Here is a 14,597-nt window from a genome sequence, read left to right as displayed (position 1 = left end):
TCGTATTCCTGTGAGGATTAATGATTTTAGCCCATTCATCGACCCAAGCTGCCGAGATATTGTGTGCGCGGTACCGCTCTGAGAACGGTTTCGACGGCGCGCAGGTGAATCACTTTTCGCGCATAGTTGTACCTACTGGAAGTATCGACAGCATTCAAATGCCCCGCCATTTAGGCGATATCGTGCGCAATGAATTGGAGCAGAGCAAGATTCGGACGCCGATCATCTTGAACAAGACCACCGGCTACCTGATGTTCATCACCAACGCTGCGCCAGCAGGCGACCCACGGCCGGTGCACATGCTGAACATCGGGCGCGAGGCTGAGAGTGGCGTGCCGTTGTCGCTGCGCCGGGACGCTGGACTATACCGGAATGCTGCGATCCGCACCGTACGCGGGGTCATGGTCCCGCTGCCGGGTCCAGACGATGGAATACGCATCTGGCTGGAAGAACCTGTTGGTCGCAGGCGGGCCGACTTCGACACCGTCGCGGAGATCACGGTGTCGGCCGGTGACAAGCTGGCGGGGCGGCGACATGGGTGAACACGAGCCGATGGCGGCCCAGCTGGACACCCCGCTCATCGTTGCCAGCGATCAAGGCGGCGATCCAGATGATGCGCTGACGCTGGCTCTGCTGGCGATGACCGAACCGCGGCTCGAACTGGTGATCACCGCTGACGAGCTCCCGGATTGGCGCCGCGCGAGATTCACTCGGCACCTGCTGACCCTTCTCGGCCGAGACGACGTCCGCGTAGTGGCGGGCCGTGTGCTCGGCGAGAGCAAGTACTGGGCCGCCGACCATCTGTATCCGGCGGATATCACCGTCGAGAGCGTAGATGTGTATGAGGCCGTCGCGGAGGTCTGCGGCCGAGTCAGTTCGTCGGTGCGCTATCTGGGGTTGGGACCGCTGACCGATCTCGCCTACATCTTGGAGGAGGATTCACGCCAGTACGCCCCTTTGAGGTTGGACGAGCGGCTGTGTATCTGGCAGATGGGCGGTGCCCTGAACTATCGGCGCCCGGACCGGGCCGAGCACAATTTCCGGCTTGATCCGCAGGCGGTGCACGCGGTTATGGCTCGAGCGACATACCTTTCGCTGGTGATGTCGGATCACACGTTCGTGCCGGATATCGCGGTCGATGCTGGCAGCCCGATCTATCAGTTGCTGGCCGCATCCCCGCGGCCGTGGGCGCAGTTGCTTCGACAGCACCTGGATCAGTGGTTCTTGGGCTTTCATTCGTCCAGCAAGATGCATGACCCGCTGACCATGACGGCCGCGATCGGACTGCGGTTTGTCAGTTTCGAGTGGGCCGAGTTCCACCTCGCGCCTGACGCTCGCATGTCCGCAGGTACCGACTATGGTGCGCTGCTGTCGGCCGGGGCCGACTATGGCGCGTTCGTGGAGTGGGTGTTGGCCACCTTGCACACCGGGAAACCGGCGGCACGACCAGTCACTTTGGGTCAAGCGGCGGATGAGCGCGCAACGCTGAAGGCGGACTTCTCCGGAGTCAGCGAGCCGGGGCGCGAATGACGATCATGCCTTTGGTACTCGTCCCGGCGGCGGGCGCCCGAGTCACCGATTCATGGGGGAGGGGAGGGCTCCGGTGAATGGGAATTACCTGGACCGCCGCACATATCAGCATATGGATGCCAATCTTTGGAACTGCTGGGACGATCCGGGCGAGTTGACTCCCCAGCGTGCCGAGGACGCACGACAACTGCATGGGCAGTGCAGTTCCCACTGTCGGGTACGCCCGCGGGTCGAGCAGAGTTCCAGCTCCGGCGACAGCGGCCCGCAGCACGAAGGAACCACATAATGGGCGGTGCTGGGAAGAAGTCCGTGCCCGCGGTGAGCAAGCATTTCGATCCGCTCAAGGCGCACAGTGGTCGCATCCACGATTACCTGCTCGGCGGCAAGGATCAGTACGCGGTCGACAGGGAAGCGGGCGAACGAATCGTGGGCAGCGCGGGCGAATATCAGGTGGCCGCCCGCGCCGCCCGCGCGTTTCTCATCCGGGCGGTTCGTCACCTTGCTGCTGAGCGGGGGGTCGGGCAGTTCGTGGAGCTGGGGTCTGGGTATCCCTGTCCACCGAATGTGCATGAGGTCGCCCAAGCGTGCGCTCCGGCGGCGCGCACGCTCTACGTCGACAACGACCCAGTTGTCGCGGCGCACGGGCGCGCGCTGCTGGCCGACTTCCGGACGAGCAGTGGGCAGACCCGATTCGTGCACGCTGATGTGGTCGACACCGCCACGATCGCAAGCGAGATGGGCGGCTTTCTGAATCTCGGCGAGCCCATCGCGATCTGTTTGGGGGCCGTGCTGGAGTTCGTCGAAGACCCGTGCTGGGTTGTTCAGGAGCTGGTCGGGACGTTGCCCGCCGGGTCGTACGTCGTTGTCAGCCATATCACTGGCGATTTCGATACGGAGATCGTTGCACGCGCTGCCGCCGTCTACGCCAGCTGTGACATCGCGGTCTGGCCGCGCACCCGTGAGGAGGTCACCCGAATTCTGGCTGGCTGTGAACTCATCGAGCCTGGCTTGGTCGCGCCGCATCGATGGCGGCCTGACGACGAGCTCGAGCAGCGCCGCGCACAACAACTCGGGTCGGCGCCCGCACCCAACACCGATATCTGCTGCTACGCAGCAGTTGGGAGGGTGCCATGACCCGGACCGAGAATCCCGCGGCTGCGTCGTGTGGAGGGCGCGCGGTAGTGGCTGGTCCTGGCCCCGAGCACCGGGCTGTGGAAGCGCCCCGGTCGGCGAGACCGCGACATCTCACCGTCGTCAGGGACGCGGTCGATGCTCGGCAGCCGCTGACCGTGGAACAGCGGCGCGAGCGGCTGGAGGCGCGAATCTCTCTGCTGTCCGGGTGCGCTACGTGCGTGGTGCAGGTCCGCGGTGATCTCAGCGCGGTGGTGGTGCTGTCCGGGCCGGCGCCCCGTCATCTGATCCATGCAGCGCTGACCGTGATCACGGCTGGCGTGTGGAGCTTGATCTGGGTAGCCGTCGCACGGCAACGACGCCCGCTGCGAGTGCGGCTGAGTGTCGACGAAGCAGGCCACGTACGGGGGACGGCGTGGGAGTGATCCGACCGCGTCCGCACGGTGAGGTCGTGTTGCGGCGCGAACCGAATTGGTGTGAAGGCAGGAAAAGCACATGGCACGTCATCTGACTCGGTCCGCGCGCCGTGTTCTGGAGGCTTTGGCGGCCGCCGAGGGCGCTCGAACGGTCGCCGAACTGGCAGGGCGCAGCCGCCCACACCGACCGATCCGATCGAGGTTGGAGGAGTTGAGACGCCGCCGGTTGGTGCGCTCGGTGTCCGCGTGGGAACTCACCCCCGAAGGCCGTACTCACCTCGCGGCGTTGGTCGACCGCTCCCGCACACGGTGGATGGACGGATTGCCGCGCCCGTACCCGCTGCCGTCATCGACCGATCTGCTATCGGCGATGACCGACGGCCAGGTGCCCGAGCACCACCCGCATGTGACGATCCTGCGCGCGGCGTTTCTACTAGGTCGGTTCGACAAGTGGTGCAACCTCGACAGCGTGACCGCCGCCGATGGCGATTCCGGATCGGAAGTGGTCGGCCACATGGGCATCAGCTGCGAGGACTATCTGGAAGCAGTGCGGGAACCGCTGGTCGCGGCGGTCGAGGCCGCAGCTCCATACGTCGAGGGGATAGGCGAGCTGGTCGCGGCCATTGCGGACGCGTGGCGCCGCGCCAGCTACGGAGAGCCGACCCTCGCGCGCCAGGACACCGTCTACCAGGCCTGTCGTGCCTACGACAGCCGAGCCCGGCCGGGCTATCCGACCCTTACCTGCCCACTGGGGGTGGTGTGGTGATTACCTTCGCGCCCTCCGGGGCTTGTTTCTTCGGCTGAAGTCTTGGCGGTTGGAGGCCGCCCCGGATCCCCGATCGTTGCTTGTGGTCCGGCTGCTCGCCGACCTGTCGGGACCACGTCCGATCCGAGGGACCTCGGCAACGTTGCGCTATGTGCGCATGAAAATGCAAGTGCGGCAACTATTTTAAGGAAACAGCGTGTTGACGATGTGTACGCGATGTGCGGACACTGGAATTCTCGGCGACCCACACGATGCGAAGGGGGGCCGACGTGTCGATGTCTGCGCCCACGCCTGATGCAGCGGTTCGCGAAGCGCGGGTCTTGTGGTGCTCGTATTTCGATTCGTCGGTGGCTGATCTGCAAGAGATCGGCGCTCACCGTGAGTGGTTGTCCACCGGCATCACGCCGAGTGATCACGAATTCGTCCTGAGTACGGGACAACGGGTCGAGCTCGTCTCGCTCGAAGCGATCCCTGCTGGGGGCCGTGATCCGCGGATGCCAGAGACCGCCGGCCGGGTCACCGGTGAAAGCGCCGTGCGGCAGAGGCTGGCCGAAATCGCGGTTGGATTGCGTTCTCGGATCGTGGGTGAGGGATTCGTACTGCGCCAGGTCGACTCGGCCTGCCAGCGGCTTCCTGAACGCCATCCGTGCAAGCCGGTCGTCGAGGATTCCGTGACGCTGGCGCGGCGGTTACGCGAAGAGCTTGGCTTCGCCGCGGCGCTGGATTATCCGGCGGCTGCCCTCACTGCCTTGGCCGAGCGCTCCGAACCCGCCGGACGGACTCTGCTGGTGGTCGGAGGCGGCATGCTCGGCCGAGCTGTTGCCGAACAAGCGGGAACTGCGGGATACGCACAGGCACTGATCGTCACCCGCACGCCCAGTAAAGCGCGCAAGAAGCTGGAGCGCACCACGTGCCCGGTATCGCTGTCAGCGGTCGACGGCGCGCGAGAAAGGTTGGGAACCCGTGGATGGGATGCGGTGATCGCTACGTCCGCGGTCGACGGCGGCTACCGGGCTCGGATCAAGACGTTGATCGACGCACCCGATTGTGTCGGCGCGATGGATTTGTCCGGGGTCCCGCTGCGCAGCCAAGCCACCGACCGGTATCAGCACATGTACGGGCCGCGCTTCACCGCGCTGGTCCACAAGCAGAACCGCTACGTCGCGCGGCGTGCCGACCTCGTGCGCCGCAGGATCGCCGAATCGGTCGGGGAGCAGCGATGACTGTAGCTTCGGAGCACAGCAGCGGTGCGACCAACGACATCGAGGTGGATCGCATCGCGGCGTTGACCACGGCCCTCGGGTACGTGGATGTGGAGAGAGTCAGGTCGTGGGGGCGGATCCTCGCCGACCGGTTGCAGCAGGGTGGGCGGGTCTTGGTCGTCGGCAACGGCGGCTCGGCGGCGCAGGCGCAGCACTTGGTCGCCGAGCTGGTTGGCCGGTTCGAGTCCGAGCGGGCGCCGTTGGCGGCGATGGCGTTGACTACCGATTCCGCGGTCGTGACCGCGGTCGCCAACGACTACGGGTTCGATGAGGTGTACGCGCGACAGGTGCGCGCGCACGGCCGCGAAGATGACGTGCTGGTGGCGTTTTCCACGTCCGGGTGCAGCGCCAATGTGCTCGCGGCGGCCGTGGAGGCGAACGGTCTGGGAATGCTGACTCTTGCGGTGACCGGCCCGTTCGGCAGCCCGCTGGCGAGAGCGTGTGACGACGTGGTGTCCGTCGAGTGGCCGACGACTTCGACGATTCAAGAATGCCACCTGCTGATCACTCATGAACTGTGCGGCGCCGTCGATTCCGCCTTGACATCGAAAACGCAGCAACCGGTGCCGATCGAGCCGCCGACCTACGGCACTGCACCGCCACGGCGATTCGGGCACTTGGTGGTGGTTGGTGACGCACTCGCGGACTGCGACTGGAGTGGCGAGGTCACGCGAGTGTCGCCAGAGGCTCCGGTGCCGGTGCTGAGCGGGCTGGCAAGACAGTGGCGTCCCGGCGGTGCGGGCCTGGCCGCGATGCTCGCGGCCAGCGACGGCTGGTCGGTGACGATGGTGGCGGCTTTCGGCGACGACGAACCGGGGCAGCGGATCAGGGCACAACTCGCCGCGGCGGGAGTGTCGGTCATCGAGCTCGCCAGCGACGGGCCGACATCGGTGAAACTGCGGATGCGTGCGCGAGGACAAACCCTCCTGATGGTCGATGACTCCACTCCCGGGACAGCGGTCGGTAAGCCACCGGCCGGCGTCGCGCGGGCACTGGCTGCGGCGGACGGCGTCCTGGTCGCCGACTACGGCCGCGGGGTCGCAGCCCAACCGCAACTACGCGCGCTGCTGGCAGCTGTTTCTAGCCGGGTACCGGTGGTGTGGGATCCACACCGGCACGGACCGGCGCCGATTCCACGCGTGAGCGTCGTCGTGCCGAATCAGGACGAAGCTGCCTGGCTGGCCGATGACGACATCGTGGGAAATGATTTGGACGCCGACGTCCGCCGTGCTCGGAACCTGCGGGCGCGGTGGCGCTGCGACCACGCCGTAGTCACCCGGGGAGCCGACGGCGCTGTCCTGGTCGGCGACGATACCGAGCCTGCACAGGTGTTCCCGGCACCGCGCCGCGAGCACGGCGATGCGCGCGGCGCGGGCGACAGGTTCGCGGTGACACTGCTCGAGCAGCTGATCGGCGTCCGGATCCCCTCGACGGCAGTCCAGCAGGCGGTCATCGTGGCCGCCGATCAGGTTGCCGGATCCCCCACACCGGGCTCGCTCTGTGAGAGCCGCCACGAGGTGGATGGCCTCGCGGTGGCGCAACGGGTGCGCGCGACCGGCGGCACAGTGGTGGCGACAGGTGGCTGCTTCGACGTGCTCCACGATGGACACCGCCACCTGTTGCAGGCCGCGCGCGCCATGGGTGACTGCCTGATCGTGTTGCTCAACAGCGACGACTCGGTTGCTCGGCTCAAGGGCCCGACCCGGCCCCTGGTGCCCCAGGCCCAACGGGCGGCGATGTTGTCGGCGTTCGCCTGCGTGGACGCGGTCGTCGTGTTCGACGAGGACACCCCCGCCGAGGTGCTGGAGCGGGTGCGGCCACATCTGTGGGTCAAGGGCGGCGACTATGGCCACTCCGAACTGCCCGAGACCGGGGTGGTCGAACGCCACGGCGGCCAAGTCGTTCTCGCCCCGTACGTGGATGGGGTGTCGACGAGCGAGTTGATCGCGCGCGCCGCGGCGGCGCGGGCGGTGCGATCATGATGCGCACGGTGCTGGTCACCGGCACAGCCGGGTTCATCGGCAGCCACACCGCCGCCGGCTTGCATGCATCAGGGTGGACAGTCACCGGTGTCGATATCCGGCCTGCGGGCCGCGAGCCCAACCGGTGGGAGGCGATCATCACGGATGCAGCCGACCCGGCGCTGCTGGCGAGGATCGGGACAGGCGAGTTCGACGTGGTCGTTCACCAGGCGGCGATCACCGACACCCTCGCCCCAGCGGACGAGCGGCTGGAATGGTCGAATTCGGCAGTGCCGCACCGGATCGCGCGGGCATGCGCGAGCTCTGGTACGCGGCTGGTGTATGCCTCCTCCGGCGCCGTGTACGGCGTTGTCCGGCCGGGGACTGCCTGCATCGAATCCGACGCCGACGACCGGGTGCGCTGCTCGGGCCCGTTGAACGCATACGCCCGATCGAAGCTGGCGATGGATCAGGCGATGCGGCGGTGGGCGCGAACGCACGGATTGGACTTCGTCGGGCTGCGTTACACCAACGTGTTCGGCCCAGGGGAAGGCCCGAAAGGGCGGATGGCGTCGATCCTGTCGCAGATCGTCACCACCGCGGCCGCGGGGCGTCCGGTGTCGCTGTTCGAGGACACGTTGACCGCCGCGCGGGATTACCTCCCGGTGACGCTGCTGGTATCGACGCTGGTACGTCTGCTGGACAACCCGCGAGTGTCGGGGATCTACAACCTCGGCTCCGGCGTTCCGGTCCGCTTCGAGACGCTGCTGGGCTGGTGCACCGAGTGGGCCGGTTCGCCGATCCCGATGATTGCGGTGCCGAATCCGGTTCGTGACCGCTACCAGTACTGGACCTGTGCGGATATGCGGCAGCTGCGTTCGGCGCTGCCCGGCCTGCAGCCGGTGAGCGCGGAAACGATCCGCACCTACACCCGCGTCCTGTTCGACAGCGCCCGCGCCGACCTGGTGGCGCGGGATGAGCCTGTGAATTTTCGGTAATCGGAGGAAATACTATGTCTACCAAAACAACCGGCGTTCTCGACGGGGAATCCGCGCTACGTCATCGGATCACGGTGCTGTCGCGCTCGCTGCGGCAAACAGCCGCGGTCGAGCACGCCCCGATGCCACGGTATGTCGGTTACGACACCGTCCGCGACGCCGACGGCACCACCTACGGCCGCAAGAAGGCGATCCTGATGTCGGGCGGATGCTCGGTGCCGACCTGCACGATGTGCCCGTTCACCAATTTCAACAACTTCGGCCGCGGCGGCAACCCTGATGGCTTGCGTGAGCAGGTCGCTTCGCTGCTGGCGCGCACCAGCGACGAGCCGGAATACGACATGCTCGCTCTCTACAACGACGGCTCTTTGTTCGCCCCCCGTGAAGTGCCATTGGACGTGCAGCTCGACATCGCCCGAGAAGTCGCTGCCACCGGTGTGCGCCGGCTGGTCGTGGAAAGCCTGCCGCAGTTCGTGACCGCTGAAACGCTCCTGCCTTTCCTCGACGCACTCGGCGACGTCCAGCTCGAAGTCGGCATCGGGCTGCAGTCGGCGGACCGGCTGGTGCGCGAAACCCTCGTCAACACCCGCATCACCGGCACGGCGTTCGAATCGGCAGTGGCGTTGATGCAGCAACACAACGTGATTCCCAAGATCTACCTGATGATCAAGCCGCCGTTCCTCACCGAATCGGAGGCGATCACCGACGTCATCGATTCCACCGCCTACGTCGCCTCGCTGGGCGTGGACGGGGTGACGTTGTGCCCGACGCGGCTGGCGCCGAACACGGTGGCGTGGTGGTTGTATCAGCGCGGCCACTACACCGCGCCGAATCTGTGGACCGTGGTGGACGCGGTGCGCGGAGCACACACGAAGGCAGCGGTTCGGGTGGCGTGCATCAACATGCGCGGCACCGACTTCGATTCGATCTACCCGGACTCGTGCGAACACTGTGCCGATCCGATCGTGGATGGGCTGGTCGCCTACAGCGTCAGCGGCGACTTGGCGGATCTTCCGATCTCGTGTGAGTGCCGCCGCCCGGCCGCGCCGGTCGCCTTGGACCACGAACACATCCTCGCCCGCACGGCGGCTGCGCTGGATGCCTGCGAGGCCGCCACGTGAAGCGGCCGCCGCTTGTGTCACCGCCGCCGGCCGCGGCGGATCTGCCCCGGTTTCTCGCTGACCAGCGCCACCGGCTTGGTGAGGTGTTCGCCGTCGAATTCCCGACGCATCCACCGACGGCGTACTGCATCGGGCCCGGCGCGGTGAGGCAAATGTTCGACCATGAGCGCGCCGGACGTTTGGCCGTGCACAACACCGCTTCGGTGCACACGCTGTTTCGGCGCGCGGTGTTCACGCTGAGAGGTCGCGAACACGCCATGGCACGCATGTTTCTGTCCACAGGCCTGCGGCATGAGGCAGTGGCCGCGTACCTGCCCGGTGCGGCGGGGATCGCGCATCGCCACGTGACCCGATGGGCCCAGATGCCGACAGTGGCGCTGTATCAGGCTGCTCGCGACTACACCATGGAGATCTGCCTGGCGGCGATCCTCAGCCTGCCCGCCGATGACCCGACCGGACCGCGGATTGCCGAACTGTTCGATCGGTTCGTCGCCGGAGCAGAGCTCTCACCCGCCGACGAAAGCGGTGCCGAAGTGTTCGCCGCCGCCGTCGAGGCAGCGACGCAGCTGCGAGAACTGTTGCAGTCGTGCACGATGCGCGCGGTGCACGGTGCACCACCGTCGGTGGTCGCCACCTGGGGTGCATCGACACGAGCACCAGCCGGTGCTGTGGTCGATCACGTGCTGGCGCTGTTGATCGCGGCGCGCGAAACCACCGCGAGCCTGATCACGTGGCTGCTGGTGGAGTGCGCGCTCGACGATCAGCTGGCTGCTGCGCTGGTCACCGACGCCCGCGACCTCGTCGCCGACCCGGTACAGGCGGCTCACCGCGGTGGCGCACCGGCGTTGCGGCGTGTGCTGGCGGAGTGCAGTCGCCTGCACACCCCGAATACCGTCGCGACCCGCCGCGCGCTCACCGATGTGCAGCTGGACGGCTACACCGTCCCGGCCGAATGGCATGTCGCCTACAGCGCCCCAGCGACCCACCTGCTGCCGGAGTTGTTCGATGACCCGCGAGCATTCCGCCCGCAACGGTTCTGCGGACCCGCAGGGGCGCGCAGCGCCGCAGGTCTGCTGGCGTTCGGGCGGGGAGCGCATGCGTGCGCGGGCCGCGGGCTGGCCGAAGCGGTGACATTGCTGTTGGCCGCAGTTGTGTTGGACGGGCACCGGATCGACCTGGTTGCGGGGCAGCGGCCGCACGTCGCGCGGTTTCAGCCGGTGCGCGCCCCGGCGGGCTCGGTGCGGGCCCGCATCGAGGCGGTGCGCCGGTGAACGCCGAGGAAATCGCTGCGCACCTGCTGAGGTTCCAGGCCGGAAGCTCCCAACGACTGCACCTGATCGCCAGCGAAAACCAAATGCCCGAACCCGCGTGGGCGCCCTACCTCACCGACGCCCTTGGCCGGTACTGCTTCGGTACTGCCGGCGAGGAGAATTGGGCGTGGCCAGGTCGCGGCGACCTCGCCGACCTGGAATCAGCGGCCGCGCGGGGGATAGGTGCGTTGCTCGGCGCGCGCTATGTCAACGTGAAGCCGATCTCCGGGCTGTCGGCGATGGCCGTGGCGCTTTCCGCGCTGGCCGGGTCAGCGGGCACGGTGTTCAGCTTGGCCGAAGCCGACGGCGGGCACGGTTCCACCGCGTTCGTCGCCCGCCGATTCGGCTTGCACTGGCAGCCTCTGCCGTTCGACCCGGCCAGCTGGTGTGTCGACGTGGCGGCGCTGGCGCGGCAGGCGCGCTGCATCACTGGACCGGTGCTGGTCTACCTGGATTCATTCATGGCGCTGTTCCCGCACGACATCAAGGCCATCCGCGACGCAGTCGGGGATCCGGTGACGATCCACTACGACGGCTCCCACACCCTGGGTCTGATCGCCGGTGGAGTGTTCCAAGACCCTCTTGCCGAGGGGGCCGACAGCATCGGCGGCAGCGTCCACAAAACCTGGCCCGGCCCGACCGGGAAAGGGATCGTTGCGACCAACGATGCGGGGGTGGCGAACCGGATCGACGATCATGCCGCCGGGTGGGTATCCCACAGCCACCTGGCCGACACTGCCGCGCTGGCGTTCTCGGTGGCGTGGATGACCGACCATGCCCGCGACTACGCCACCGCGGTCGTCGCCAACGCGCGCCGCTTGGCCGCCGCGCTGACCGAGCAAGGATTCACCGTCTGCGCGGCCGCGCGTGGCTACACCCAATCGCATCAGGTGTGGGTCGACATCGACCCGATCTGTCCCGCCGAAACCGCCTCCCGGCTGCTGTATGACGCCGGAATTGTCGTCAACGCCATCGACATCCCCTACCTGAACGCGCCCGGACTGCGGCTCGGTGTGCAAGAACTGACCTTCACCGGTCTCGATCAGAGTGGCGTCGACGAGCTCGCCGTGCTCATCGCCTGCGCGGTCATCCATCGGGACCCACCCGAATCGATTGCCCGCGCGGTCGCGGCGCTGCGCGCCCGCTACAGCTCCAACAAAGATCAGAACGCCGCCGACGAGCTCGCCCAGTTCCTACGGGTTCTCGGCCTGCCGGAAGTGAGGACCCCGTGACCAGCACTGACATCGCCCTGACCACCGACGGATTCGACTGGAACTCCGACTGCCGTCATTTCGTCGGGGGGCTGCCGTGCCGTCACTGGCGGCCCTGCCCCGGTTGCACGCTCTACGATCCGGTGACCCACCGGGTCCTGATCGTGATGCTCAAGCGAATGGGCGACATGCTCATCGCCTCACCGCTGCCGACGCGGATCAAAGCCGAGCACCCCGGCGCGCACATCACCTGGCTCGTCGGCGCCGAGGCCGCGGCGATCGTGACGATGATCCCGCACGTCGACCGCGTCTTAATCTGGGACACCAACGCCGCCCACACCCTGCTCGCCGAGCACTACGACGCGATCTACTGTTTCGAACGCCATCCCGCCGCCGCCGGGCTCGTCCCACGGATCAGCGCCGATCACCGCGCCGGCCTGGCCTACGGCGGCGACCACAACGGTCTCTACCCGATCGGGCAGGCGGCGCGGCATTTCTTCGCCATGAACACCTGGAACGACTTCCGCACCCGTGGGAACACCAAGACCTGGACGGAACTGTATTTCGAGGTCGTCGGATACACCTACACCGGCGAGCCCTACCAGCTGGCAGTCCCGGAGGATGCGCGCGCCCGGGTCGCGGCGCGGCTGGGCACGGGCGGCGGCTGGGTGTGCCTCAACGTCGGCGGCTCCAAGACCACAAAGCTGTGGCCGGCCCGGTACTGGAGCGAGCTCGGGCAGCGGCTGCTCGAGGACGGCAACCGGCTCCTGATCACCGGCGGGCCTGATGACGCGCGCGTCTGCCACCAGCTGCTGCGCCAGTTGGACACCGGGACAGGCTGGGTGCGCTGCGATGCGATGCCGTTGGAAGAGTTCGCCGCGGTCCCGGAGTTCTGCGAGGCGATGGTCACCGGCGATTCTCTCGGGTTCCACCTCGCCCTCGCCTATGACCTGCCGGTGGTGGTGTTGCTGGGACCCAGCAACGGCGCGGAGGTCATCCCCAAGCACGCCGACACCGTCACCGCGTTGCGGTCGAATCTGGCGTGTTCGCCGTGCGCACACCAGGTCACCTGCGGCGGGGCCGGTGGCTGCATGGACACCATCATCGTCGACGACGTGCACGCCGCGGTCCGCAACTCACTCGCCGCGGCGCCCGCCGCCACGGGCTCGGAGGGCTGAGCGGTGGGGTACGTGCTCGGACTCGGCGGTCCCTATCACCATGACGCCTCCGCCTGCCTCGTCGCGGACGGGCAACCCATCGCGTTCGCGGAGGAGGAGCGATTCTCCCGGATCAAACATCACCGCGATTCCCGCAGCGCCGCGGCCGCGGCGGCGTGGTGCTTGCAGCAGGCGGGACTGCGGTGGGGTGATGTGGACGAAGTCGCGGTCGCGTGGAACCCCTACTGGCCTAGGCCCGCCGACGACATCACCGACCCCGAGCTGATTGCCGAACTGTTCGGACCGCTCGCCGGATCGGGTGGTCCACGCCGACTGACCATCGTGGGCCACCACCTCGCCCACGCTGCCAGCGCGTTCTACCCAGCCGGTGTCGCCGACGCCGCCGTGATCGTCGTCGACGGCTCCGGCGACGGAGTGTCCACCAGCATCCACCACGGCACCCGCACCGGACTGCGAACCATTCGTGCACTTCCCTTCACGCAATCGCTGGGCTGGTTCTATCAATTCGCCACCGAGCACGCTGGGCTCGGCGACTGGACCAACGCGGGCAAACTGATGGGGCTGGCCGCCTACGGCCGGCCCCGCTTCGACCTGAACTTCCTGCAACCGACCCGGTCCGGCTACTACCTGGATCTCACCGGCTACGGCCTGGCGTCCGAGGCCGATGAGACCGCCCGCTACAGCGACTTCTCCTACTACCGCGACCTACGCCGGGCCTACCGCAAGGCGTTCACCGACGCCGGAATCCCAGCGCAACCCGCCGCCGGGCACGACGCGCATCGCGGGGTCGCCGCCGACCTCGCGGCCTCAGCCCAACTGCTGCTGCAACGCTGCCTGATCAGCGTCGTCGCGGCCGCGCTCGAGGAGACCGGCGCTACGGCGGTGTGCCTGGCCGGCGGGGTCGCGCTCAACTGCACCACCAACGGAATCCTCGCCCGCACACCCGACATCGAGACCTTGTTCGTGCAGCCCGCCGCCAGCGACGCCGGATGCGCGCTCGGCGCCGCCCTCGAGTGCGCGCACCGACGCGGCGAACTCGCCGTACCCGGCCCCCGGCAAACACACGCGCTGCTCGGCCCAGCCTTCGACAACCACGCCATCGAGACCGCGCTGCACGCCACCGGAACCGCCTACACAACCCCACCCGACATCGCCACCGCGGCCGCACGCCTGCTCGCCGACGGCAAGGTCATCGGCTGGCACCAGGGCCGCTCCGAAGCCGGGCCCCGCGCGCTGGGAGCTCGCAGCATCCTCGCCGACCCCCGCACCACCACGACGCGCGACCGCATCAACCTCGAGGTCAAACGCCGCGAATACTGGCGTCCCCTCGCACCGAGCATGCTCGATCTGGCCCCCTGGACCACCACACCGACCGGGCCAGCAGAATTCATGATCGTCGCTCACGACGCCACACCCGATGCGCAGCAGAAAATTCCGGGTGTCGTGCATGTCGACGGCACACTGCGCCCGCAACGGGTCGATCCCGACCTGCAACCGGAATACGCTCGCCTGCTGCACGCCGTCGAAGCCGAAACCGGAATCGCCGTCGTACTGAACACCAGCTTCAACGGGCCCGGCGAACCGATCGTCAATTCGCCCGCCGACGCGCTGCGCAGCGGCGCCCAGCTGGGCCTGGACGCCATCGTGATCGGCGACTATCTGATCACCCCACCCCAATCGCGCACCACCCGACCCGCAGAGCAAGGATCATGA

13 protein-coding genes are annotated in these 14,597 nt (G+C 67.5%); all 13 read left to right on the top strand.

Annotated elements, in window-relative coordinates; translation table 11 throughout:
• Positions 1 to 20 precede the first annotated feature (20 nt).
• Positions 21 to 542: a hypothetical protein gene (locus ACWEO7_RS25115; protein ID WP_452426588.1), complete on the top strand. Its 522-nt coding sequence runs from the start codon at positions 21 to 23 to the stop codon at positions 540 to 542.
• Positions 535 to 1,530, top strand: coding sequence for a nucleoside hydrolase (locus tag ACWEO7_RS25110; RefSeq protein ID WP_452426586.1), 996 nt, complete (start codon positions 535 to 537; stop codon positions 1,528 to 1,530). The genes ACWEO7_RS25115 and ACWEO7_RS25110 overlap by 8 nt, the downstream gene beginning before the upstream one ends.
• Positions 1,531 to 1,848: 318 nt before the next feature.
• On the top strand, positions 1,849 to 2,664 hold the full coding sequence (locus ACWEO7_RS25105) for an SAM-dependent methyltransferase (RefSeq protein ID WP_452426584.1): 816 nt from the start codon (positions 1,849 to 1,851) through the stop codon (positions 2,662 to 2,664).
• Entirely contained in the window at positions 2,661 to 3,086 is a 426-nt protein-coding gene (locus tag ACWEO7_RS25100; protein ID WP_452426582.1) for a hypothetical protein, read from the top strand. The genes ACWEO7_RS25105 and ACWEO7_RS25100 overlap by 4 nt, the downstream gene beginning before the upstream one ends.
• A gap of 70 nt (positions 3,087 to 3,156) precedes the next feature.
• On the top strand, positions 3,157 to 3,843 hold the full coding sequence (locus ACWEO7_RS25095; protein WP_452426580.1) for a hypothetical protein: 687 nt from the start codon (positions 3,157 to 3,159) through the stop codon (positions 3,841 to 3,843).
• A 347-nt stretch (positions 3,844 to 4,190) separates the two neighbouring features.
• A complete protein-coding gene (locus tag ACWEO7_RS25090; RefSeq protein ID WP_452426578.1) occupies positions 4,191 to 5,066 on the top strand; it encodes a hypothetical protein in 876 nt (291 codons plus the stop codon).
• Complete coding sequence (locus tag ACWEO7_RS25085) at positions 5,063 to 7,087, top strand: PfkB family carbohydrate kinase (RefSeq protein WP_452426576.1); 2,025 nt, start codon at positions 5,063 to 5,065, stop codon at positions 7,085 to 7,087. Before ACWEO7_RS25090 ends, ACWEO7_RS25085 begins: the two co-directional genes overlap by 4 nt.
• Entirely contained in the window at positions 7,084 to 8,064 is a 981-nt protein-coding gene (locus tag ACWEO7_RS25080; protein ID WP_452426574.1) for an NAD-dependent epimerase/dehydratase family protein, read from the top strand. Before ACWEO7_RS25085 ends, ACWEO7_RS25080 begins: the two co-directional genes overlap by 4 nt.
• A gap of 14 nt (positions 8,065 to 8,078) precedes the next feature.
• A complete protein-coding gene (locus ACWEO7_RS25075; RefSeq protein WP_452426572.1) occupies positions 8,079 to 9,185 on the top strand; it encodes a hypothetical protein in 1,107 nt (368 codons plus the stop codon).
• Between the two features lie 152 nt (positions 9,186 to 9,337).
• Positions 9,338 to 10,456: a cytochrome P450 gene (locus ACWEO7_RS25070; RefSeq protein ID WP_452426570.1), complete on the top strand. Its 1,119-nt coding sequence runs from the start codon at positions 9,338 to 9,340 to the stop codon at positions 10,454 to 10,456.
• Positions 10,453 to 11,727, top strand: coding sequence for a hypothetical protein (locus ACWEO7_RS25065; protein ID WP_452426569.1), 1,275 nt, complete (start codon positions 10,453 to 10,455; stop codon positions 11,725 to 11,727). The genes ACWEO7_RS25070 and ACWEO7_RS25065 overlap by 4 nt, the downstream gene beginning before the upstream one ends.
• Complete coding sequence (locus ACWEO7_RS25060; RefSeq protein WP_452426567.1) at positions 11,724 to 12,884, top strand: glycosyltransferase family 9 protein; 1,161 nt, start codon at positions 11,724 to 11,726, stop codon at positions 12,882 to 12,884. The genes ACWEO7_RS25065 and ACWEO7_RS25060 overlap by 4 nt, the downstream gene beginning before the upstream one ends.
• Positions 12,885 to 12,887: 3 nt before the next feature.
• A complete protein-coding gene (locus ACWEO7_RS25055; RefSeq protein ID WP_452426565.1) occupies positions 12,888 to 14,597 on the top strand; it encodes a carbamoyltransferase family protein in 1,710 nt (569 codons plus the stop codon).

The sequence above is a fragment of the Nocardia sp. NPDC004260 genome (assembly GCF_053603155.1).
The sequence above is the reverse complement of the archived record's forward strand: the minus strand, read 5'-3'. Positions and strand labels throughout refer to the sequence as shown.